The organism is Streptomyces sp. CA189 (assembly GCF_056428985.1).
In genome coordinates this window covers 52,326-75,132 of sequence record NZ_JBWJVM010000005.1, presented here as the reverse complement: position 1 = coordinate 75,132, position 22,807 = coordinate 52,326, and the positions used below count along the sequence as shown (strand labels likewise).

The 22,807-nt window shown below is 72.4% G+C and carries 17 protein-coding genes and 1 riboswitch; of the genes, 4 read left to right on the top strand and 13 right to left on the bottom strand.

What is annotated here, in order from left to right; genetic code table 11:
- Positions 1-104 precede the first annotated feature (104 nt).
- From AC061S_RS06220 to AC061S_RS06205, 4 genes are all read right to left on the bottom strand, one after another.
- On the bottom strand, positions 105-755 hold the full coding sequence (locus tag AC061S_RS06220; protein WP_478684827.1) for a thymidine kinase: 651 nt from the start codon (positions 753-755) through the stop codon (positions 105-107).
- 63 nt (positions 756-818) lie between these two features.
- Positions 819-2,024, bottom strand: coding sequence for an alkaline phosphatase family protein (locus AC061S_RS06215; RefSeq protein ID WP_478684826.1), 1,206 nt, complete (start codon positions 2,022-2,024; stop codon positions 819-821).
- On the bottom strand, positions 2,024-2,632 hold the full coding sequence (locus AC061S_RS06210; RefSeq protein WP_478684825.1) for a DUF5998 family protein: 609 nt from the start codon (positions 2,630-2,632) through the stop codon (positions 2,024-2,026). Before AC061S_RS06210 ends, AC061S_RS06215 begins: the two co-directional genes overlap by 1 nt.
- 38 nt (positions 2,633-2,670) lie before the next feature.
- Positions 2,671-5,646: a bifunctional acetate--CoA ligase family protein/GNAT family N-acetyltransferase gene (locus AC061S_RS06205; protein ID WP_478684824.1), complete on the bottom strand. Its 2,976-nt coding sequence runs from the start codon at positions 5,644-5,646 to the stop codon at positions 2,671-2,673.
- A 184-nt stretch (positions 5,647-5,830) separates the two neighbouring features.
- On the opposite strand from AC061S_RS06205, the gene AC061S_RS06200 reads away from it, so the two are divergent.
- On the top strand, positions 5,831-6,112 hold the full coding sequence (locus AC061S_RS06200; protein WP_250746483.1) for an HPr family phosphocarrier protein: 282 nt from the start codon (positions 5,831-5,833) through the stop codon (positions 6,110-6,112).
- Positions 6,113-6,397: 285 nt separating this feature from the next.
- On the opposite strand, the gene AC061S_RS06195 is transcribed toward AC061S_RS06200, so the two are convergent.
- From AC061S_RS06195 to AC061S_RS06180, 4 genes are all read right to left on the bottom strand, one after another.
- Entirely contained in the window at positions 6,398-7,063 is a 666-nt protein-coding gene (locus AC061S_RS06195) for a GntR family transcriptional regulator (RefSeq protein ID WP_478684823.1), read from the bottom strand.
- A gap of 194 nt (positions 7,064-7,257) precedes the next feature.
- Positions 7,258-8,052, bottom strand: coding sequence for a M23 family metallopeptidase (locus tag AC061S_RS06190; protein WP_478684822.1), 795 nt, complete (start codon positions 8,050-8,052; stop codon positions 7,258-7,260).
- Positions 8,053-8,064: 12 nt separating this feature from the next.
- Positions 8,065-8,224: riboswitch (cyclic di-AMP (ydaO/yuaA leader) on the bottom strand.
- A 240-nt stretch (positions 8,225-8,464) separates the two neighbouring features.
- A complete protein-coding gene (locus AC061S_RS06185; protein WP_478684919.1) occupies positions 8,465-9,832 on the bottom strand; it encodes a M16 family metallopeptidase in 1,368 nt (455 codons plus the stop codon).
- Positions 9,833-9,852: 20 nt separating this feature from the next.
- Positions 9,853-11,202, bottom strand: a complete 1,350-nt coding sequence (locus tag AC061S_RS06180) for a M16 family metallopeptidase (protein ID WP_478684821.1) — start codon at positions 11,200-11,202, stop codon at positions 9,853-9,855.
- Positions 11,203-11,461: 259 nt separating this feature from the next.
- Here AC061S_RS06180 and AC061S_RS06175 point away from each other — a divergent pair, with 259 nt between their 5' ends.
- On the top strand, positions 11,462-13,918 hold the full coding sequence (locus tag AC061S_RS06175) for a DNA gyrase/topoisomerase IV subunit A (protein WP_478684820.1): 2,457 nt from the start codon (positions 11,462-11,464) through the stop codon (positions 13,916-13,918).
- Between the two features lie 117 nt (positions 13,919-14,035).
- Positions 14,036-16,123 carry a restriction endonuclease gene (locus AC061S_RS06170; RefSeq protein WP_478684819.1) on the top strand — a complete coding sequence of 696 codons (2,088 nt, stop codon included), beginning with the start codon at positions 14,036-14,038 and terminating at the stop codon, positions 16,121-16,123.
- Here AC061S_RS06170 and AC061S_RS06165 read toward each other — a convergent pair.
- The 3 genes from AC061S_RS06165 to AC061S_RS06155 are packed head-to-tail and all read right to left on the bottom strand — an operon-like array spanning position 16,069 to position 18,861.
- Positions 16,069-16,539, bottom strand: coding sequence for a hypothetical protein (locus AC061S_RS06165; RefSeq protein ID WP_478684818.1), 471 nt, complete (start codon positions 16,537-16,539; stop codon positions 16,069-16,071). The two genes, AC061S_RS06170 and AC061S_RS06165, sit on opposite strands and share 55 nt — an antisense overlap.
- Positions 16,540-16,549: 10 nt before the next feature.
- Entirely contained in the window at positions 16,550-17,665 is a 1,116-nt protein-coding gene (locus AC061S_RS06160; RefSeq protein ID WP_478684817.1) for a CobW family GTP-binding protein, read from the bottom strand.
- A gap of 20 nt (positions 17,666-17,685) precedes the next feature.
- On the bottom strand, positions 17,686-18,861 hold the full coding sequence (locus AC061S_RS06155) for a citrate synthase (RefSeq protein WP_478684816.1): 1,176 nt from the start codon (positions 18,859-18,861) through the stop codon (positions 17,686-17,688).
- 55 nt (positions 18,862-18,916) lie between these two features.
- On the opposite strand from AC061S_RS06155, the gene AC061S_RS06150 reads away from it, so the two are divergent.
- Positions 18,917-20,185, top strand: a complete 1,269-nt coding sequence (locus AC061S_RS06150; RefSeq protein WP_478684815.1) for a citrate synthase — start codon at positions 18,917-18,919, stop codon at positions 20,183-20,185.
- Positions 20,186-20,226: 41 nt separating this feature from the next.
- Here the strand turns inward: AC061S_RS06150 and AC061S_RS06145 are convergent, their stop codons facing one another.
- Positions 20,227-21,843, bottom strand: coding sequence for a glycoside hydrolase family 13 protein (locus AC061S_RS06145; protein ID WP_478684814.1), 1,617 nt, complete (start codon positions 21,841-21,843; stop codon positions 20,227-20,229).
- 81 nt (positions 21,844-21,924) lie between these two features.
- Entirely contained in the window at positions 21,925-22,800 is an 876-nt protein-coding gene (locus AC061S_RS06140; RefSeq protein ID WP_478684813.1) for a carbohydrate ABC transporter permease, read from the bottom strand.
- Positions 22,801-22,807 lie beyond the last annotated feature (7 nt).

Genomic DNA, 22,807 nt, shown 5'->3' with positions numbered 1-22,807 from the left:
GCGTCCTAGAGGGAAACGCTAGCGGGGACCCCGCCGGTTCCCCTCAGGACTCCTGGGACGCTTCCGGCGCCAGGCCGCAGGTGCACCCGTACCGAGGAGGACGGTCAGGCGTGGCTGACCGGGAGAACGTCCGGGGAGAGGGCGCCGGCGTGGGCCGCAGCCGAGGTCATCCGCTTGCGGTGGTGGCGGCGGCACAGGACCTCGTAGCCGATCTCCCCCGCCGGGCGGTTCACGTCGCCGACGACGACCTGGGCGCCCTCGACGACCATTTCGCCGCCCACCGTGCGGGCGTTGTGGGTGGCGCGGGCGCCGCACCAGCACAGGGCCTCCACCTGGAGCTGCTCCAGGCGGTCCGCCAGCTCGATCAGGCGCTGCGAGCCCGGGAACAGCTTGGTACGGAAGTCCGTGGTGATACCGAAGGCGAACACGTCCATGTCGAGGTCGTCCACAATGCGGGCCAACTGGTCAATCTGGGCCGGGGCCAGGAACTGCGCCTCGTCCACGATCACGTAGTCCGCCTTGCCGCCCTTGGTGAGCTGGGCGACGACGTACGCGTACAGGTCCATGCCCTCCGGCGCCTCGACCGCCTCCGTCACCAGACCCAGGCGGGAGGACAGCTTACCCTCGCCCGCGCGGTCGTCACGGGTGAAGATCACGCCTTGCAGGCCGCGAGCGTCGCGGTTGTGGGCAATCTGGAGCGCCAGTGTGCTCTTTCCGCAGTCCATCGTTCCGGAGAAGAACACCAGCTCGGGCATGGGGGGTACAAGGCCTTTCGAAGGAAGAGGGGGAAGGGAAGCGGAAGGTCTGGGCTCGGAGCGTCAGGAGCGGATTTCGAGCAGCGGGACCAGCTGCTCCGCCGGGGTCATGGAGCCGTGCATGCCCGCGAGGGCCGACTCGTTGGGCTCGGCCCGCGAGGCGGTGATCGCCACGTCGGCCTGGGCGGCGGCGATCACGTCGCCGATGCGGCCGAGTACCCGCTCGTCGCATTCGCCCGGTGCCCCGAACCAGCCCAGTTCCAGGGCTTCCGCCCGGCTCGCGACCCAGAAGCGGTCGCCGAGGACCTCGCGCCAGACGGTCAGGACGTCGGCCTCGGCGCCCGGTACGGCGTACACGTGCCGGGCCCGGCCCTCGCCGCCCAGCAGGGCCACGCCCGCGCCGAGTTCCCAGTCGTCGTCGTAGTCGATGCGGGAGTCCTCGTCGAAGGGGACGTCCACCATGCCGTGGTCGGCGGTCACGTACAGGGCGGTGCGCGGCGGCAGTTGCTCGGCGAGCCGCTGGACCAGCCGGTCCACGTACATGAGCTGGCCGCGCCAGGCGTCGGAGTCGACGCCGTGCCGGTGGCCGGCCCCGTCGAGCTCGCTGTAGTACGTGTACACGAGCGAGCGGTCGCCGGCCGCGAGCCGCTCGGCCGCGAGGTCCATGCGCTCCTCGCCGGTCATCCGGCCGAGGAAGGTGCCGCCGCTCAGCGCGACCTTCGTGAGCGGGGTGGTCTGGAAGGCCGGCGAGGACACCTGCGCGGTGGCCACCCCGGCCGCGTCCGCCTGCTGGAAGACCGTCGGGTACGGCTGCCAGGGCTTGGGCGAGGTCCACGGGTGCCAGCGGAGCTGGTTCATCAGTTCGCCGGTGGCGGGATTGCGCACGGTGTAGCCGGGCAGGCCGTGCCGCGCGGGCGGCAGGCCGGTGCCGACGGAGGCCAGCGAGGTGGCGGTGGTCGCCGGGAAGCCCGCGGTGATCGGGCGGCCGGTGCCGCCGCGCGAGGTGGAGAGGAGCGAGGTGAGGTACGGGGCCTCGTCCGGGTGGGCCTTGATCTGTTCCCAGCCCATGCCGTCGACCAGGAACACGCAGTTCCGGTCGGCCGGGGTCAGCTCGGCGATCGAGGCCTCGAAGCCGGGTACGCCCTGGCCGGCCACGAGGGTGGGCAGCAGGTCGGCGAGCGAGCCGGTGCCGTAGTGCGGCACCGGGGCGCCGGCCAGGTCCAGCAGCTCCGGCTCGTCCTGCCAGCTCTGCGCGGTGGAGTACGCCATCAGCGGGCGGGGGTGGCGGACGTGGCTGCGGTGGCCTCGGAGAGCGCCTGCGCGAAGACCAGGGTCTGGCGGACCGCCTCGGGGCCGTCGCCGGCCTCGCTGACGCGCAGGCTGAGGTCGTCCGCGGTGGAGTTGCCGGTGTAGCCGTGGTCGGCGTCGCAGTTCTGGTCTCCGCAGGCGGCGGGCTCCAGGTCGATGCGCGAGACCGCGCCCCAGCCGATGGTCAGGACGACCTCGCGGGGCAGGGTGCCGGGAGTGTAGGACTCCGGGTTGGCGACGACGCGGCTGAGCACCACGGAGGAGATGCTGGCCAGCTTGACCGACTCGGTGGAGGTGGTCGCGTACGGCGACGGGGACCCGGCGTCGGCGGCCTGCTCGTCGGTGTGGCTGACGATGAAGCGGTTGCCGGTGAGGACCAGCACGGTGACGTGCCGGCGCACCTCGTTGGAGTCGAAGGTCGTCTCCTGGTGGACCAGGTACGACGAAATCGGCTCGCCGCCTACCGCGGCCTCCACGGCCTCGGCCACGAGGGCCGGGTAGTAGCCGCTGCGCTCGATCGCCGTGCGCAGCCCCTGGGTCGTCGTACCGGATTTCGCCATGAGGTCCATCCTAAGGCCCGTATGGGGCACCTCGGCCGCCCCGGACCTCAGTAGCTGGGCAGGGTCCGCGGGCCGAGGTCGCCGCGGGCAGGCGGGTGGGCGACGCGGACGCTCGCGCTGAGCACGGACAGCCCCTCGGTGGCGACGACGACGGGCTCCAGGGCGACCCCGACCACCTCGGGGTGGTCGTCGACGAGGCGGGAGAGGCGCAGGAGCAGCTCCTCCAGGGCGGGGGTGTCCACGGGGTCGCTGCCGCGCCAGCCGAAGAGCAGCGGAGCGGTGCGGATCGAGCGGATCAGGCTCGCCGCGTCCTTGTCGGTGGCGGGAACCAGCCGGTGGGCGGTGTCGCCGAGCAGTTCGGAGGCGACCCCGGAGAGCCCGAAGGACAGTACGGCGCCGGCCGCGGGGTCGATGACCGAGCGGATGACGGTGTCGACGCCCCGGGGGACCATCGACTGGACCACGGGGAGCAGCTCCTGCGGTTTGCCCAGGGCGTGGGTGAGCTCCTCGTACGAGCGGCGCAGCTCGGCCTCGGTGGTGAGGTCGAGGCGGACCCCGCCGAGGTCGGCGCGGTGGCGCAGGTGCGGGGCGGTGGTCTTGAGTGCGACGGGGTAGCCGAGGACCGCGGCGGCGCGCACCGCGGCGTCGGCGCTGGGGGCCGGGAGCGTGGAGAGCACCCGGATCCCGTACCGGGCGAGCAGCTCGCGGGCATCGGGGTCGTCCAGGGTCGCCACCTCCTCCTCCCCTACGCCGGCCAGCAGGCGGGAGAGCTGCCCGGCGGCCCCGCTCTCGTCGATGTCCTCGAACTCGGGCACCTGCCCGACCTCGGCGATGCCCCGGCGCCACTGGCCGTACCGGACGGCTTCGGCCACGGCCTTGACCGCCCGCTCGGCGGCGGGGTAGCTCGGGATCCGGGTGGTGCCGGGAGCGGGCGGGGCCTCGCTCCCCGCGGCGGCGGAGGCCGGGTCGGGCTGGACCGCCACCCCCGCCGCGGCGACGGGCACGGCGGGGGTGGCGGATCCGGCGGAGGCGGCGGGCACGACGGAGGCGGTGGCGGAGGCGGCGGGTCCGTCGGAGGCGGCGGGCACGGCGTCGGTCCTGGCCGCGGACCCGGAGGCCAGGGCCGCCAGGGCCGTCGCGGGCGTCGGCAGCGTGGCGGGGAGCGCGTCCGCGAGGGCCGTCGCGGCTGCCGGAGCCGTGGCCGCCGAGAGCGCCTCCGCCAGGGCGCCCAGCTCCACATGGACCACGGCCACCGGCTTGCCGGGGTGCGCGGCGACCGCAGCCCGCAGGGCCTCCGCCAGATCGTCGGCGAGCGCGTGCTCGCTCACCCACGGGATCGCGGTGACGACGACGGCGTCGTTGTCCGGCGAGGCCAGCGCCGTGGCGACGGCCGTGCGGAAGTCCTCCGGCGAGGCGGCCGTGGTCAGGTCGAGCGGCGCGAGCGGCCGCAGCCCCTCCGTCAGGCAGGCGTCGTAGGTGAGGACCCCGAGCGATTCGGAGTTGCCGAGGATGGCCACCCGCGGCCCGGCCGGTACGGGCTGCGAGGCCAGCAGCAGGCCGACGTCCACCAGCTCCGTCACCGTGTCGACCCTGATGACTCCCGCCTGCCGCAGCAGCTCCGAAACCGTCGCCTCGGGCAGCCGGGTGCCGGGGACCACGTGCCCGGCGGGGGTGTGCCGGCCCCCCTTGGCGACGACCACCGGCTTGACGGCCGCGGTGCGCCGGGCGAGCCGGGTGAACTTCCTCGGGTTGCCCAGGGTCTCCAGGTACATGAGCGCGACGTCGGTGGCCTCGTCGTCGTACCAGTACTGGAGGATGTCGTTGCCGGAGACGTCGGCCCGGTTCCCGGCGGAGATGAAGGAGGACAGCCCCTCCCCGCGCCGCAGCAGCCCGGAGAGCAGCGCGATGCCGATCGCCCCGGACTGGGTGAACAGGCCGACCCTCCCGCGCGCGGGGGCCGGCGCGGGGGCGAGGGAGGCGTTCAGCTCCACCTCGGGAGCCGTGTTGATCACCCCGAAGGCGTTCGGTCCAATCAGCCTCATCCCGTACGAGCGCACTTGCCGCACCAGTTCGCGCTGGCGGGCCAGGCCCTCGGCCCCGCTCTCCCCGTATCCGGCCGACAGGACGACCAGTCCCTGCACCCCGTGTTCGCCGCAGGCCGCCACCGCGTCCGGGACCCGGTCCGCGGGGACCGCGATGACCGCGAGGTCGACCGGGGCGCCGACGGCCCCGAGCGTGGGGTAGGCCCGTACGCCGTCGAGCAGATCGCGGGTGACCGCCTCGTTGACGGCGTAGAGGTGGCCGTGGAAGCCGCTGTCCCGCAGGTTGCGGAGGGCCGCCGCGCCCACGCCGGCGAGGGAGCGGCTGACTCCGATCACGGCCACCGAGCCGGGGGCCAGCAGCCGCTGGACGGAGCGGGCCTCGGCGCGCTGTTCGCGGGCGCGCTGGACGGCGAGGGACTCGGCGGTCGGTTCGAGGTCGAGCGTGAGGTGGACGGAGCCGTCTTCGAAGCTGCGCTTCTGCTGGTAGCCGGCGTCGGTGAACACCTTGATCATCTTGCTGTTGGCGGGCAGCACCTCGGCCGCGAAACGGCGGATCCCGCGTTCGCGGGCCACCGCGCCGATGTGTTCGAGCAGGGCGGAGGCGACTCCGCGTCCCTGGTGGGCGTCCTGGACGAGGAAGGCGACCTCGGCCTCGTCGGAGGGTCCGGTGGCCGAGCGGCCGTCGGCGCCGATCCGGTCGTAGCGGACGGTGGCGATGAACTCGCCGCCGATCGTCGCGGCGAGGCCGACGCGGTCCACGTAGTCGTGGTGCGTGAAGCGGTGCACGTCGCGGTCGGAGAGCCGGGGGTAGGGCGCGAAGAACCGGTAGTACTTGGACTCGTCCGAGACCTGCTCGTAGAAGCTGACCAGCCGGCCCGCGTCGTCGGTGGTGATGGGCCGGATCCGGGCGGTTCCACCGTCGCGAAGGACGACGTCGGCTTCCCAGTGGTCCGGGTACGAGGGGTCGGACTCGGTGGTCATGGGGCCACCTTAAGGCTCGAACGCTTCGAGTGGCCTGGGCGCGGCGCATCGGGCAAGGTGGCTCGGATCAGGGCAAGCTGGGGCAGGTCGAATGGCGGGAAACTCGGGCCGAAGGTCGGCTCGACCATTCCGGACGTCGTGAGAGACTGGTCTAGACAACCGTAAGAACCTGAAGGGCATCACCATGGCAGAGCGCCGCGTCAACGTCGGCTGGGCCGAGGGCCTGCACGCTCGTCCCGCCTCGATCTTCGTCCGCGCGACGACCGCTTCCGGCGTCCCGGTGACCATCGCGAAGGCCGGCGGCGACCCCGTCAACGCCGCCTCCATGCTGGCGGTTCTGGGCCTGGGCGCCCAGGGCGGCGAGGAGATCGTCCTCTCGTCCGAGGCCGACGGCGCCGAGGCCGCACTGGACCGCCTCGCGAAGCTGGTCGCCGAGGGTCTCGAGGAGCTCCCCGAGACCGTCTGACCCTTCGGGTTCGACCCGCAGGACTCGCAGGACTTGCACGGCGAAGCCGTTGCCCCCGGCCACCACGGTCGAGGGCAACGGCTTCGCTGCTTTTCGCGCGAAATGCCGGTCGGCCGCCGCCTCATCGACGCATCGCCCCATCCACACGGGCGGAAATACGCGCACCGCACTTTCCGGCACACTTTCCGAAACACTCGATTCCGGTGGACCGAATTCAGGCGGAATGGCGTCCGGCGCGGACATTATGACCCGGCCCGGATATCCCACCTTTGTATACGGCGTTTGTTAATGCGGAACGCTCGCCGTGTTTACTGCAGGTTGCAAAGTCCTCACGCGCATCCGGTGCGCCCCCGCCGCCCGGTCCACGTGCGCCGCGGTCAGCGCCCGGGCCCGCTCGGCGTCGCCCCGGGCCACCGCGTCCACGATCGCGCCGTGCTCGGCCCAGGACTCCACGGGCCGCACCGGGGCCTCCACCACGTACATCCAGGCCACCTTGTGGCGCATCTGGGTGAGCAGCGCGATCAGCCCGGGGCTGCCCGAGGCCTGGGAGAGCGTCTCGTGGAACCAGCCGCCCAGGGAGCGCAGATCCTCCCCCTGGCCCCTCCTGGCCCGCTCCTGGCCCAGCCTGACCAGCCCGCGCAGCACCTTGAGGTGGGCCTCGCTGCGCCGCCGGGCCGCCCGGGCGGCCGCGAGGGGCTCCAGCAGCATCCGCAGCTCCAGGAGGTCGGCCGCCTCCTGCTCGGTCGGCTCGGCCACACAGGCGCCCGCGTGCCGGCGGGTGGTCACGAACCCCTCGGACTCCAGCGTGCGCAGCGCCTCGCGCACCGGGACCCGCGAGACTCCGTAACGGCGGGCCAGTACCTCCTCGGTCAGCCGGCTGCCGGGCCCGAACACCCCGGAGACGATGTCATCGCGGATCGCTGTGCATACCGTGTGCGCGGGAATACGCAAGACCGGAACCTCCGCCTTTTTCGTATGGCTGTGCGCGTTGCGACTCTATTGCAACACACGATAATTTCCGAGGACGGCCGGAAATACGAAACATTCACACAACGCGAAGCACGAAGCGCGAAACATCAAGCACGAAGGCCCCGGCTCGAAGAGAGCCGGGGCCTTCGCGGAAGTCGTGCGGTGCGACGGTGGGGTCAGAGGGTGACGCCGTGCGAGCGCAGGTACGCGACCGGGTTGATGTCCGAGCCGTAGTCGGCGCCGGTGCGGGCCTCGAAGTGCAGGTGCGCGCCGCTGGAGTTGCCGGTGTTGCCCGAGAGGCCGATCTGCTGGCCCGGGGCGACCTGCTGGCCGGCCCGGACGCTCACCGAGTACAGGTGGCCGTACTGGGTGTACGTGCCGTCGGCGTGCTTGATGACGACGTTGTTGCCGTACGCGCCGCCCCAGCCGGCCTCGATCACGGTGCCCAGGCCGACCGAGCGCACCGAGGTGCCGGAGTCGGCGTGGAAGTCGATGCCGGTGTGGCTGCCGGAGGACCACATGGCGCCGCCCGCGTGGTACTGCGTGCTGACGTAGGAGCCGTCGATCGGGGAGACGAAGGTGTTGAGGCGCTTGCGCTCCTCTTCGCGGGCGGCGCGCTCGGCGGCCTCGCGCTCGGCCTTGGCCTGGGCTTCGGCCTTCGCCTTGGCCTCGGCGGCCCGCTGCTTGGCGTCGGCCTCGGCCTGCGCCTTGGCGGCGGCGGCCTCGGCGGCGCGCTGCTGGGAGTGGGCCTGGGCCTCGACGTCACCGGCGAGCTCGTCGGCCACCACGATGGTGTTGAGGCTGCCGGTGTCCTCGAAGGAGGGGGAATTGTCCGCGGCGAACGCGGGACCCGCCAGGGAGCCGACGACGCCGGTGGCGGCGAGGGCGGCTATGCCGGCGTAGCCGGCGGTCCTGCGGCTCATACGGCTCGAACCACGGTGCTTGCCGGCGGCACTACTGCCAAACGCCATGAAGGGGCTGATCCTTTCCTTCCCTCTCGCCTACCGGGTTAGCTGACGGGTTCGGAGCAGGAAGGTCTCCTACGGGCCCCCTCTTGCGAGGCGGTCCGATTCACCCCAGGGACACAAGTGGGTCCCCGGCTCCCCAGGCTCGCGCCTGACGGGGACTCGGCGATTGCTGTCCGGTGCCGCGGATGCGGCGGTTACAACTGACGAACAGCACGGCCGACGCTAGGCGGATCATCAGTCAATCGCCAAACAGACACGCCATTTTGTTGCGTACGCCACACCACATACAAGCAACCACACGACTAAAGGAATAGAAAAGACAAAAGGGACTCCGACGGGCAAGCCGCCGGAGTCCCTTGCCGGAGCCTCCTTGTGCGGCGGGCCAGTTGGCAACCCGCCGACAGTCAACGGAGGGTCAGTTGGCGACCACGGTCACTTCGCCGATCCCGAGGGCCCGCACCGGCTCTGCGATCTGCGAGGCGTCGCCGACCAGGACCGTGACCAGGCGGTCCACCGGGAAGGCGCTGACGACCGCCGAAGTGGCCTCCACCGTCCCGGTCTCGGCGAGCCGCGCGTACAACTGCGCCTGGTAGTCGTCCGGAAGCTCCTGCTCGACCTGGTCGGCGAGCGTGCCCGCGACGGAGGCCGCCGTCTCGAACTTCAGCGGGGCCACGCCCACCAAGTTCTGCACGGCCACGTCCCGTTCGGCGTCGGTCAGGCCGCCCTGCGCGAGGGTGCGCAGCACCGTCCAGAGGTCGTCCAGGGCCGGGCCGGTGTTCGGGGTGTCCACCGAGCCGCTGATGGCCAGCATCGAGGCGCCCTTGCCGTCGGCCGTGGAGCGCAGCACCTGGCCGAAGGCGCGCACGCCGTACGTGTACCCCTTCTCCTCGCGCAGCACCTTGTCCAGCCGGGACGTGAGGGTGCCGCCCAGGCAGTACGTGCCGAGCACCTGGGGCGCCCAGACCCGGTCGTGCCGGTCCGCGCCGATGCGGCCGATCAGCAACTGCGTCTGGACCGCGCCGGGCCGGTCCACGATGACCACGCGGCCCGTGTCGTCGGCGGTGATCGGCGGAACCGGACGCGGGGCGGTGGTGTCACCGGTCCACGCGCCCAGGGTGTCGGCAAGGACGGCGTCCAGTTCGATGCCGGTCAGGTCGCCGACGACCACCGCGGTGGCGGTCGCGGGGCGCACGTGGGCCTCGTAGAAGGCCCGTACGGCCGCGGAGTCGATGCGGGCGACCGTCTCCTCGGTTCCCTGACGCGGGCGGGACATCCGCAGGGAGGCCGGGAAGAGCTCCTTCGAGAGCTGCTTGGCGGCACGGCGCTGCGGGTTGGCGCTCTCGTGCGGGATCTCGTCGAGCCGGTTGCGCACCAGGCGGTCGACCTCGGCCTCGGCGAAGGCCGGCGTGCGCAGCGCCTCGGCGACCAGGCCCAGCGCCTTGTGCAGGCGGGAGGCCGGGACCTCGAGGGAGACCCGCAGGCCGGGGTGGTCGGCGTGCGCGTCGAGGGTGGCGCCGCAGCGCTCCAGCTCGGCGGCGAAGTCCTCGGCGGAGCGCTTGTCGGTGCCCTCGGACAGGGCGCGGACCATGATCGTGGCCACGCCGTCGAGGCCCTCGGGCTCCGCGTCGAGCGGGGCGGCGAGGTTGATCTCGACCGCCACCACCTGCTGGCCCGGGCGGTGGCAGCGCAGCAGGGTCAGGCCGTTGGCCAGTACCCCGCGCTCGGGGGCCGGGAAGGCCCACGGCTGCGGCTCGCCGGCCTCGGGGCGCGGGTGGAAGGTCATCGTGACGGCTGCGGTGTCGCTCACTGCTCCGCCCCCTCGTTCTCGCTCGCGTCGGTCTCTTCGATGTCATCAGCCGCGATCGGCTCGTAGACGAGCACCGCGCGGTTGTCGGGGCGCAGTCGGGCCGCGGCCACGGCCTGCACCTCCTCGGCGGTGATGTCGAGGACGCGCTGGACGGCGGTCAGCGCCAGCTGCGGGTCGCCGAAGAGCACCGCGAAGCGGCACAGTTCGTCGGCGCGGCCGGCCACCGTGCTCAGCCGGTCCAGCCACTCGCGCTCCAGCTGGGCCTGCGCGCGCTCCATCTCCTCGGCCGTCGGGCCCTCGGCGGCGAACCGCGCGAGCTCCTCGTCGACGGCCGCCTCGATGGCGGGTACCTCGACGCCGCTGGAGGTCTTGACGTCCAGCCAGCCCAGCGAGGGCGCGCCGGCCAGGCGCAGCATGCCGAAGCCGGCCGCGACGGCGCTCTGGTCGCGGCGCACCAGGCGGTTGTGCAGCCGGGAGGACTCGCCGCTGCCCAGGACGGTCAGCGCCACGTCGGCGGCGTCGCACTCGCGGGTGCCGTCGTGCGGGAGCCGGTAGGCCGCCATCAGCGCACGGGCCGGAACCTCCTCGACGACCTCCTCGCGCAGCTGCTCCCCCATGATCTCGGGCAGCGAGCCGTCGCGCGGCGGCTGCTTGCCGTCGTGGCCGGGGATGGTGCCGAAGTACTTCTCGACCCAGGCGAGCGCCTTCTCGGGGTCGATGTCGCCGACGACCGACAGCACCGCGTTGTTGGGCGCGTAGTACGTACGGAAGAACGCGCGCGCGTCCTCCAGGGACGCGGCGTCCAGATCGGCCATGGAACCGATCGGGGTGTGGTGGTACGGGTGGCCCTCCGGGTAGGCCAGGGCCGTCAGCTTCTCGAAGGCCGTGCCGTACGGGACGTTGTCGTACCGCTGGCGGCGCTCGTTCTTGACGACGTCGCGCTGGTTCTCCATGGACTCGTCGTCCAGGGCGGCCAGCAGCGAGCCCATCCGGTCTGCCTCCAGCCACAGCGCGAGCTCCAGCTGGTGCGTCGGCATCGTCTCGAAGTAGTTGGTCCGCTCGAAGCTGGTGGTGCCGTTGAGGGAACCGCCGGCTCCCTGGACCAGTTCGAAGTGGCCGTTGCCGGAGACGTTCTTCGAGCCCTGGAACATCAGGTGCTCGAAGAGGTGAGCCAGGCCCGTACGTCCCTTGACTTCGTGGCGCGAGCCGACGTCGTACCAGAGGCAGACCGCGGCGACCGGGGTCAGGTGGTCCTCGGACAGCACCACGCGCAGGCCGTTGGCCAGCCGGTGCTCGGTCGCTGTGAGGCCGCCGGAGCCTGCGTGAGCTGTGGCCGTGTGACCCATGGGCATGTGGTCCCTTCGATCGCGATGCAGAGATTCCTGTCAGACCTGCCACTGTATGCAAGCGTGTCGGCAGGCGGAGAAGTTCCCGGCCCAGTCCTGGGTCGGAGTCGGCGTTGTCGGTGCCTCGGGCCACAATGGTCCGCGTCACCCCTGTCCGAAACCGCCCGCCCGCCCGTCCCAGACCCGTCCCAGTCCAGTCCCAGCCCCACCCCGTGAGAGCTCAGCTCATCCCGAATCTTGGTTAAGGAGCCGCGCAGCGATGGCCCGCCGCAGCACGAAGACCCCGCCGCCGGAGGATTTCGAGGAGAAGATCCTCGACATCGACGTCGTCGACGAAATGCAGGGCTCCTTCCTCGAGTACGCGTACTCGGTGATCTACTCCCGCGCCCTGCCCGACGCCCGCGACGGCATGAAGCCGGTGCACCGGCGCATCGTCTACCAGATGAACGAGATGGGCCTGCGCCCCGACCGCGGCTACGTGAAGTGCGCCCGTGTCGTCGGCGAGGTCATGGGCAAGCTGCACCCGCACGGCGACGCGTCGATCTACGACGCCCTCGTGCGCATGGCGCAGCCCTTCTCCATGCGCCTCCCGCTGGTCGACGGCCACGGCAACTTCGGCTCGCTCGGCAACGACGACCCGCCGGCCGCGATGCGGTACACCGAGTCGAAGATGGCCGACGCCGCCTCGCTGATGACGGACGGGATCGACGAGAACACCGTCGACTTCACCGCGAACTACGACGGCCAGGAGCGGGAACCGGTCGTCCTGCCGGCCGCGTACCCGAACCTGCTGGTCAACGGCGCGTCCGGGATCGCGGTGGGCATGGCCACCAACATGGCCCCGCACAACCTCGGCGAGGTCATCGCGGCCGCTCGCCACCTGATCCGCTACCCGGACGCGGACCTGGAAGCGCTGATGCGCTTCGTACCGGGTCCCGACCTGCCCACCGGCGGCCGGATCGTGGGCCTCTCGGGCATCAAGGACGCCTACGAGAACGGCCGCGGCACCTTCCGGATCCGCGCCACGGTGGCCCTGGAGGACGTGACCCCGCGCCGCAAGGGGCTGATCGTCACCGAACTGCCCTTCACCGTGGGCCCCGAGAAGGTCATCGCGAAGATCAAGGACCTGGTCGGCTCGAAGAAGCTCCAGGGCATCGCGGACGTCAAGGACCTCACGGACCGTTCGCACGGCCTGCGCCTGGTCATCGAGATCAAGAACGGCTTCCACCCCGAGGCCGTCCTGGAGCAGCTGTACAAGCTGACGCCGATGGAGGAGACCTTCGGCATCAACAACGTCGCGCTGGTCGACGGGCAGCCGCTGACGCTGGGCCTCAAGGAGCTGCTGGAGGTCTACCTCGACCACCGCTTCGAGGTCGTGCGCCGACGCAGCGAGTTCCGCCGCGGCAAGCGGCGCGACCGGCTGCACCTGGTCGAGGGCCTCCTCGTGGCGCTGCTCGACATCGACGAGGTCATCCGGATCATCCGGGACAGCGACAACTCCGCCCAGGCCAAGGAGCGCCTGATGGAGCGCTTCTCGCTGAGCGAGATCCAGACCCAGTACATCCTGGACACCCCGCTGCGCCGGCTCACCCGCTTCGACCGGATCGAGCTGGAGTCCGAGCGGGACCGGCTGGCCGGCGAGATCGACGAGCTGACCGGGATCCTGGACTCCGACAGCGAGCTGCGCAAGCTGGTCTCGGCGGAACTGGCCGCGGTATCGAAGAAGTTCGGCACGGAGCGCCGTACGGTGCTGCTGGAGTCGGCGGGTACGCCGGTCGCGGCGGTCCCGCTGGAGGTCGAGGACACCCCGTGCCGGGTGCTGCTGTCCTCCACCGGGCTGCTCGCCCGCACGCCGAACGCCGAGCCGCTCCCCGAGGAGGAGGGCGGCGCCCGCGCCAAGCACGACCTGATCGTCTCGCAGGTCGCGGCGACCGCGCGGGCCGAGATCGGCGTGGTCACCTCGTACGGGCGGCTCCTGCGGCTTTCGGTCATCGACCTGCCGCAACTGCCCGACACCCACGCCGCGCCGAACCTGGCGGGCGGCGCCCCGGTCACGGAGTTCCTCTCCGCGCTGGAGGCCGACGAGAAGGTCGTCTGCCTGACCTCGCTGGACGAGTCCGGGCAGGGCCTGGCGCTCGGCACCGAGCAGGGCGTGGTCAAGCGGGTCGTGCCGGACTATCCGGCCAACAAGGACGAGCTGGAGGTCATCACCCTCAAGGACGGTGACCGGATCATCGGAGCGGTCGAGCTGCGCACGGGCGAGGAGGACCTCGTCTTCATCACCGACGACGCCCAGCTGCTGCGCTACCCGGCGGGCCAGGTCCGCCCGCAGGGCCGCCCGGCGGGCGGTATGGCGGGCATCAAGCTCGCGGACGGCGCCAAGGTGATCCACTTCTCGGCGGTGGACCCGGCGCGCGAGGCCGTGGTGTTCACGGTGGCCGGTTCGCACGGGACGCTGGACGACTCGATGCAGTCCGGGAAGCTGACCCCGTTCGACCAGTACCCGCGCAAGGGCCGGGCGACCGGCGGCGTGCGCTGCCAGCGCTTCCTGAAGGGCGAGGACGTGCTGCTGCTGGCCTGGGCGGGCGGTTCTCCGGTCCGCGCGGCGGCGGCGAACGGCACTCCGGCCCTGCTGCCGGCCGCCGACCCGCGCCGGGACGGCTCGGGTACGGCGCTGCCGGCGGTGGTCGCGGCGCTGGCGGGGGCTGTGCTGTAGGAGGTTCCAGGTCATTCGGGTGGTACTGCCGTGACGACTGGGCGGACGTACCACCCGAATGGCGACTAGTGTTTTCCCTCTTGGCATTGTCGGGTGGGGCGGGGAGACACAGAACTGATGAATCGTCGGTCGGGCGGATTGATCAGTGACTGGGCCGAGGCCCAGCGCCGGACGCAGCAGACGCAGCTGATCCAGCAGCGCGAGGCCGACCGCCGGCAGCGGGCGTACGAACGGGACGTGGCCCGGGGACAGCGCGAGCAGCAGGCCGCCTACAAACAGCACCGCGAGGCCGAGGCGCGGCGGGCGACCGAGCGGCTCGACGCCCAGGTGGCGGCCCTGCAGGGGCTGTTGGCCGCGGGCTGCCGGGCGCCGGCGTTCCGGCTGGCCGCCCTGGCCAGGACCGAGCGGCTCGAACCCTTCGATCCGGGGACCCTGGCGCACCCGGTGCCGCTGCCGCAGCTGCACCACTTCCAGCAGCAGAGCAGCGGCTGGACCCTGGGCTCGAACCGGCGGGCGCAGGCGGAGCGGGAGGCGCACGCCCGGTACACGCAGGCCTGGCAGGCGGCGCAGGCCGCGGAGGCGCAGCGGCAGCAGCAGCTGGCGGCGTACCGGCAGCAGTACGACCGCTGGGCGGCGGAGCAGATCGCCGGGATCCGCGGGCACAACGGCGGGCTCACCGAGCTGGCCGGGGCGCTGCGCGCGGGCGACGCGGAGGCCGCGGTGGAGTACTTCTCGGCGGCCCTGTACGCCTCGGCCGGCTGGCCGGAGAACCTCCCGCGACAGGTGTCGGCGGCCTACGACCCGGCGCGGCGCCAGCTGGTGCTGGACTGGGAACTGCCCGGCTACGGGGTGGTGCCCGAGGCCAAGTCGGTGCGGTACGTGCCGAGCACGGACCAGGACAAGGAGACGGCCCGCCCGGCCACGCAGCGGCGGGCGATCTACCGGGACCTGCTGGCGCAGTGCGTGCTGCTGGTGGTGCGCGACCTGTACGCGGCAGACGAGTTCGGCGTGCTGGATTCCGTCGTCGTCAACGGTTTCGTGGACGCCCACGATCCGGTGACGGGGCGGGAAGCGCAGCTCGTACTCGCCTCGGTGTCGGCGGCGCGGTCCGCTTTCACCGGGCTGCGGCTGGAGCTGGTGAGCGCGGTGGACTGCCTGGTGGAGGGGCTGGGCGGGCAGTTGTCCGCACGGCCGGACCAGTCGGCCGCCGTGCGCCCGGAGCGTCGGCCCGGCGAGGTCGGCGGCGTCGTCAGCCATGGCGGGCACGCGGGCCGCGACGAGGACGAGCCGGACCTCTTCGCGATGGACCCGATCGCCTTCGAGAACCTGGTCGCGGAGCTGTTCCGGGCGATGGGCATGGAGGCGGTGACCACGCAGCGGTCGGGCGACGGCGGGGTGGACATCGAGGCGAACGACCCGTCCCCGATCACGGGCGGGCGGATCGTGGTGCAGGTCAAGCGCTACCGCAACACCGTGTCACCGACGGCGGTCCGGGATCTGTACGGCACGGTGCAGGACAAGGGCGCGAACAAGGGAGTGCTGGTCACCACCGCGACGTTCGGGCCCACTTCGTACACCTTCGCCAACGGCAAGCCGCTGGAGTTGGTTCCCGGGGCCGCACTCGTGGACCTGCTGCACCAGCACGGACTGCGCGGCCGTCTCGGCCCGGGGACGACGGCCTCGGTCCCGGCCCAGCGGACGGCCGAACCGGAGCCCGCCGCGGACCACAACGTGCTCGGGATGTCCTGGGCGGGGTCGGTCGCGCTGGACGTGTGCGCGCTGGTCTGCGAAGGCGGCCGGGCACTCAGCGAGGACCACTTCGTGTTCTTCAACAACCCGAACAGTCCGGACGGTTCGGTACGGACCCACGCGCACGCGGCGCCCGACAAGGCAGCGCTGCTGGTCTCCTTCGACGCGCTGCCGCAGCGTTCGGACCGGCTGGTCCTCGTCGCCGCGATCGACCCGGAGGTCAATCCGCACGCCGATCTGGCCGGCTTCACCGACGCCCGGATCCGGCTGCTGGGGCCGGGCGGCGAGGAACTGGGCCGGCTGGAGGTCTCCGACGGCCGCGCCGGTGAAACCGCCCTGGTCCTCGGTTCCTTCCGGCGCCGTCCGGGCGGCGACTGGGACTTCGTCCTCGGCGGCAAGGGCTACCCCGGCGGCCTGGCACCCTTGCTCGGCGACTTCGGCATCGAGGTCGCCTGACGCGGACGGCGCAGACGGCGCAGACGGCGCAGGGGGAGCCGCCAACCAGTGCTCAGCAGCCAGACCCAGGTCGACGGCTGCGACCAGTGGTGGACCCACAGCCACCCCGGCAGCCGCCGGTGCGGGACGAAGCTCCACAGGTCGTCGTCGGCCTCGTTGCCGCGCGGGCGGGCGCGCAGCAGCTCCAGGGTGTCCCGGTCGGCGGTGCGGTGCAGCCGGGCCGTATGGGCCAGGGCGATGACGCCCTGACGGCGGATCTCCGGATCGGGCGACCGCATCGCGCGGGCGACCCGGGGCAGGATGGTCCCGGCGTCCGGGTGGTTGAGCGCGAGGGCGATCACCATGACCCCGGCGCGGGGGTCACCGCGGTCGAAGGCCGCGTCCACCTCTTCGGGGTCTTCGGTCTCGTTCCACACCGGGCGGCCCCTAGAAGTCTTCGGGATCGGGCTCGGCCACCTCGGCCGGGTCGGGGTCCGGTTCGAAGTCCGGGGCCGGTTCCGCCGGGCGGTGTACGTAGCGCAGGACGCCCCACATGCTCTCCGGGGGCGCGTGCCACGGCTCCGGTTCGCGGCAGGCCTCCAGCGCGCGGAGCAGGGCGGGGCCGTCGGTGCCGGAGCCGATCAGGACGAGCTGGGTCAGGCGCGGCTCGCCCCGGCCCCAGGGGTGCGGGGCGAAGCGGAGGAAGCGGCCGACCGCGTGGACCTCGTAGCGCTCCTCGTGGCCGGGGACGCCGAAGTAGACGGAGCCCTTGATCCGGTAGAGGCCGGCCGGCCGGCGGTCGAGGAACTCGATGAACCGGCGCGGGCCGAGGGCCTGCTCGGAGACGAACTCCGTGCTCGCGTACGCGGTGTGCACGTGGCCCGCGTGATCATCGTGGCCGCCGGTGTGATCGTGCGCCTGGGCCAGCAGGTCCTCGAAGGACAGCTGCCCCTGGGTCTCGGCCCAGGGGCGGCGGTCGAAGAGCAGCTCGGGGTCGATCCGCCCGTGGTCCGCGCCGACGACCGGGATGCCCGGTGCGCAGAGCGTGGCGAGCGCGCCCTCGATCCGGGTGCGCTCGGCGGCGTCGATCCGGTCGGTCTTGTTGAGTACCACCAGGTCGGCGACGGCCAGGTGCCGGTCGGTCTCGGGGTGTTTGTCCCGGGTCGCGTCGAACTCCGCCGCGTCGACGATGTGCACCATGCCGCCGTAGCGGACGGCCGGATTCTCGTTGGCGACGAGCATCCGCACCATCTCCTGCGGCTCCGCCAGCCCGCTCGCCTCGATGACGATCACGTCGATGCGGTGGACGGGGTCGGCGAGCTTCTCCAGGTACGCGTCCAGCTCGCTGCCGTCCACCGCGCAGCACAGGCAGCCCCCGCCGAGCGAGACCATCGAGTCGCCGACCTGGCCGGCCACCGACATCGCGTCGACCTCGATGGAGCCGAAGTCGTTGACGACGACCCCGATCCGGGTGCCTCCCCGGTTGCCGAGGAGGTGGTTGAGGAGGGTCGTCTTGCCCGATCCGAGGAATCCGGCGAGGACGATGACGGGGATGCTGTTCACCCGGTCGATCGTAGCCAGCGTCAGCCGAGGGCGGGGACCGGCCGGGGCGGGGTCGGGCCGGTGTAGCGGGCGGCGGGCCGGATGATCTTCGGGTCGGCGGCCTGCTCCAGGACGTTCGCGCTCCAGCCGACCACGCGGGCCGCGCAGAAGGTCGGTGTGAACATCTCGCGCGGCAGCCCGCACAGCTCCATGACCACGCCCGCGTAGAACTCCACGTTGGTGTGCAGTTCCCGGCCCGGCTTGAGCTCGGCGAGGATCTCCTCCACGTGCCGCTCGACCTCCACGGCGAAGTCCACGAGCGGGCCGCCGAACTGCAGGGCGATCCCGCGCAGCATCCGCGAGCGCGGGTCCTCGGTGCGGTAGACGGGGTGCCCGAAGCCCATGATCCGGTCGCCAGCGAGGACCCGCTCGCGGATCCACGGGTCGATCCGGTCCGCCGTGCCGATGGCGTCCAGGGTGTCCAGGGCCCTGCTGGGGGCGCCGCCGTGCAGCGGGCCGGAGAGCGCGCCGACCGCACCGGTGAGGCAGGCCACGACGTCGGCGCCGGTGGAGGCGATCACGCGGGCGGTGAAGGTGGAGGCGTTGAAGCCGTGGTCGATCGTGGAGATCAGGTACCGCTCGACCGCGCGGGCCCTGACCGGCTCGGGCTCCCGCCCGGTCAGCATGTAGAGGTAGTTCGCCGCGTACGGGAGGTCCTCGCGCGGTTCCACCGGTTCCAGCCCCCGGCCGAGCCGGTACAGGGCGGTGAGCAGGGTCGGTACGGCGGCGCAGGCGGCCAGCGCGTCGGCGGCGCGGCGTTCGGGGGTCAGGTCGTAGACCGGGCGGAAGCCGGCGGAGGCTCCGAGCAGCGAGAGCGCCGTGCGCAGCCCGGCGAGCGGGCCGGACGGGGCGGTGGCGCGGGCCAGGGCGGGCAGGGCGTCCCGCACCTCGGCGGGGAGCCGGCGCAGCGGGGCGATCTCGGCCGCGAAGCTGGCCCGTTCGGCGGCGTCGGCCGGCAGCGCGCCGCGGAACATCAGGTGCCACACGTCCTCGAAGGTGCGGCTCCCGGCGAGCTCGACGGCCGAGTACTGGCGGTAGTGGTAGAAGCCCTCACGGCCTCGGACGTCACCGAGCCGGGTCTCGGTGACCACGACTCCCGCGAGTCCGCGGGGGCTGTCGGCGGGTGCGACGGTTGCGTTCATGGATCGACCATCCATGATGGACTCAATCACTGTCAATATTGATCAAATCAATATATGTAGGGTGTGCGTCATGAACGACGAGTCCGCTGAGCGCGAGTCCGGTGAGCGAAGGATCGGCACCCAGGAGGCGGCCCGGCTGCTGGGGGTGAAGCCCGCGACCGTGTACGCGTACGTCAGCCGCGGCCAGCTCACGAGCCGCCGCGACCCGGTCGGACGCGGCAGCAGTTTCGATACCCGCGAGGTGGAGGCCCTGGCCCTGCGCAGCCGGCGCGAAGCGGCGGGGCCCGCCGGTTCCGCCGCCTCCGCCGGGGAGCTCTCCGTACGCACCGCGCTCACCCTCATCGAGGCCGACCGCTACTACTTCCGCGGCGTGGACGCCGTGGAACTGGCCTCGCGGTACCGCTACGAGGAGGTCGCCGAATGGCTCTGGACGGGGACCCTGGTGCGCGGGGCCCGCTTCACCGCTCCCCCGGAGTCACTCGCCGCGGCCCGTCGGGCGGTCGCCGCGCTGCCCGAGCACGGCGGTCCGATCGACCGGCTGCGGGTGGCCCTCGCCGCCGCGGCGGTCGCGGACCCGCTGCGCTTCGACCTGTCGGCCCCGTCCGTACTGGGCTCCGCGCGCTCGCTGATCCCCACCCTGGTCGGCGCCCTGCCCGAGGTGGGCCCGGCTCAGTGGGGCGGGGACGGCCGCCTCTCCCGGCAGCTGTGGCCCCGGCTCTCCGCCCTGGACCCCGATCCGGACGCGCTGGCCGTGCTGGACCTGGCCCTGGCCCTGCTGACCGACCACGACCTGGCAGCCTCGACCCTGGCCGTACGGGTGGCCGCGTCGGCGCGCGCCCATCCGTACGCGGTGGTCTCGGCCGGGCTCGGCGCGCTCGAAGGCCCCCTGCACGGCGCGGCCGGGCGGCTCGCGCACCGGATGCTGGTGGAGGTGCTGGAGCGGGGCGGCGCGGCGCCGGTGGTGGCGGAGTACCTGCGGGCCGGGCGCCGGGTGCCCGGGCTCGGGCACCGGCTCTACGCGGGCGAGGACCCGCGGGCGACGGCGCTGTTCGCGCGGCTGGAGCCGCTGGCGCAGGCCGGTCCGGCGCTGGGCGCGGCGCGCGAGGTGGCCGGGGTGATGGCCCGGCACGGCGGCGGCCTGTACCCCAATGTGGACCTGGCGCTGGCGGTGCTGACGGTCTCCTGCGGGATGGCCCCGGAGGCGGGGGAGACCGTCTTCGCGGTGGCCCGCACGGCCGGGTGGATCGCGCACGCGCTGGAGGAGTACGAGGAGCGCCCGCTGCGGATGCGGCCGAGGGGGCAGTACCACGGGCCCCGCCCGCCACAGCCGTTGCCGTGACGGGCGGGCGGGCGGGTGGTTCCGGCGGTCCGGCTGCGGCGTCAGGTCCGCAGCCAGACCGCCGTGTCCTGCCCGAGCAGACCGTTCCCCTCCAGGGCGGAACTGCTCAGCAGGAGGCTCGTGTGGGCCGGCAGCGGGACCGGCTCCGGCGACAGGTTGGCCACGCAGACCAGCCCGTCGGGGCGGCTGAAGGCGAGCACCCCGGGCGGCGCGGGCAGCCACTCCAGCGATCCGCCGCCGAAGCCGGCCGCGGCGCGGCGGAGGCCCAGGGCCGTCCGGTAGAGGGTGAGCATCGAGGCCGGGTCCCCGTCCTGCCGGTCCGCGGCGTACTGCGGCCAGCTCGCCGGCTGCGGCAGCCAGGGCTCGTTCCAGGGCTCGGCGGTCCACGGCAGCGGGACCCTGCACCCGTCCCGTCCGGGGTCGGTGCCGCCGGACCGGAAGTGCATGGGGTCCTGGATCCGGCCGAGCGGGATGTCGGCCTCCGGAAGCCCGAGTTCCTCGCCCTGGTACACGTACACGGCGCCGGGCAGGGCGAGGGTCAGCAGCGCCGCGGCGCGCGCCCGCCGGGTGCCGAGGGCCAGGTCGGCGGGGGTTCCGAAGGCCTTGGTGGCGAAGTCGAAGCCGGTGTCGGCGCGCCCGTAGCGGGTGACCGTGCGGGTCACGTCGTGGTTGCACAGCACCCAGGTGGCCGGGGCTCCGACGGGGGCGTGCTCGGCGAGGGTCTCCTCGATGGAGGTGCGCAGCCGGCCGGCGTCCCACGGGCAGCTGAGGAAGGAGAAGTTGAAGGCGGTGTGCAGTTCGTCGGGACGCAGGTAGCGGGCGAACCGCTCGGAGTCCGGCAGCCAGACCTCGCCGACGAAGATGGCCCCGTACTCGTCGGCGATGGCCCGCCACGAGCGGTAGACGGTGTGCAGGTCGTCGCGGTCGATGTACGGGTGGACCTCGCCGGGCCCGGGCGGCCACGGCTCAGCCGAGCGGCCCGCCAGGTCGGGCAGGGCCGGGTCCTTGGCGAGCAGGGCCGCGGAGTCGATCCGTACGCCGGACACTCCGCGCTCGAACCAGAACCGCAGGACCTCCTCGTGTTCCCGGCGGACGGCGGGGTGGTCCCAGTTGAGGTCGGGCTGCTCGGGGGTGAAGAGGTGCAGGTACCACTCCCCGTCCGGTACCCGCGTCCAGGTGGCCGCTCCGTTGAACTGCGAGGGCCAGTCCCCCGGCGGCAGTTCGCCGTGCTCACCCCGGCCGGGGCGGAAGTGGAAGAGCTCCCGCTCGGGGCTGCCGGGGCCGGCGGCGAGGGCGGCCTTGAACCAGGCGTGCTGGTCGGACACGTGGTTCGGGACGATGTCGACAATGGTGCGGATGCCCAGCTCGCGGGCTTCGGCGATGAGCTTCTCGGCCTCGGCGAGGGTGCCGAAGGCGGGGTCGATGGTGCGGTAGTCGGCGACGTCGTAGCCGCCGTCGGCGAGCGGGGAGAGGTACCAGGGGGTGAACCACAGCGCGTCGACGCCCAGTTCGGCCAGGTAGGGGAGGCGGGCCCGGACGCCCACGAGGTCACCGGTGCCGTCCCCGTCGCCGTCGGCGAAGCTCCGTACGTACACCTGGTAGATGGCGGCCGAGCGCCACCAGTCGGCGGCGTTTTCGGGCAGGGGAAAGTCAGCCACGGAAGGGTCCTTTCACGGCGGTCTTGTCACAGCGGTCTTTCACGGGGGGCGACCGGGCACTGCGGCGGTGCGGGGTGGTGCTCACCCCTTGAGGGAGCCTGCCGTCAGGCCGCTCATGATGTTGCGCTGGAAGATCAGGAAGATGATGAGCGTGGGCGCCGAGGCCATCGCGAGCGCGGCCACGAGATGGTTCTCGGGCACTCCCCTGGCGAGTGAGTAGATGCCCACGTTGAGCGTCTGCAGGGCCGGGTCGGGGAGGGTGAGCATGGGCCAGAGGAAGTCTTTCCAGACCCCGACGACGGCGAAGATCGACACGACGCCGAGGACGGGCCGGGACATCGGCAGGACCACGGAGCGCAGGGTGCGCAGGGAGGAGGCTCCGTCGATGGCGGCGGCATCGAGGATCTCGCCGGGGATGGAGTCGAAGAATCGTTTCAGAAGGAAGATGTTGAAGGCGTTCGTGACCGAGGGCAGCCAGATCACCCAGGGCGTGTTGAGCAGGTTCCGCTCGATGAGCGGCATGTCCAGGACCGTGAGGTACTGCGGGACGACGAGGACGGTGGCGGGGATCATCAGGGTCGCCAGCATCATGCCGAGAACGGCCTTGCCGAAGACCGGCCGGAGCTTGGAGAGCGAGTAGGCGGCGGCCACGTCGAGGACGAGCTGGAAGGCGAGGGCGCCGAAGGCGTAGTAGAGGGTGTTGAACAGCAGCCTGGCGAGGTCCATGACGTTCCAGGCCGCCGAGTAGTTCTCGGTGTGCAGGGAGTCCGGCACCACGGTCGGCGGGACCTGGGTGAACTCCGCGGTGCTCTTGAGGCCGTTGGCGACCATCCAGTAGAGGGGCCCGAGGAAGACGACCGTGAAGCCGATCACGACCACGGCCAGGACGGTCCAGTAGGCGATCTTGCCCCGGGTGCGGCCGAGTTGGGCCGGCGATATCAGCGTGCGCTCTGACATGTGAGGT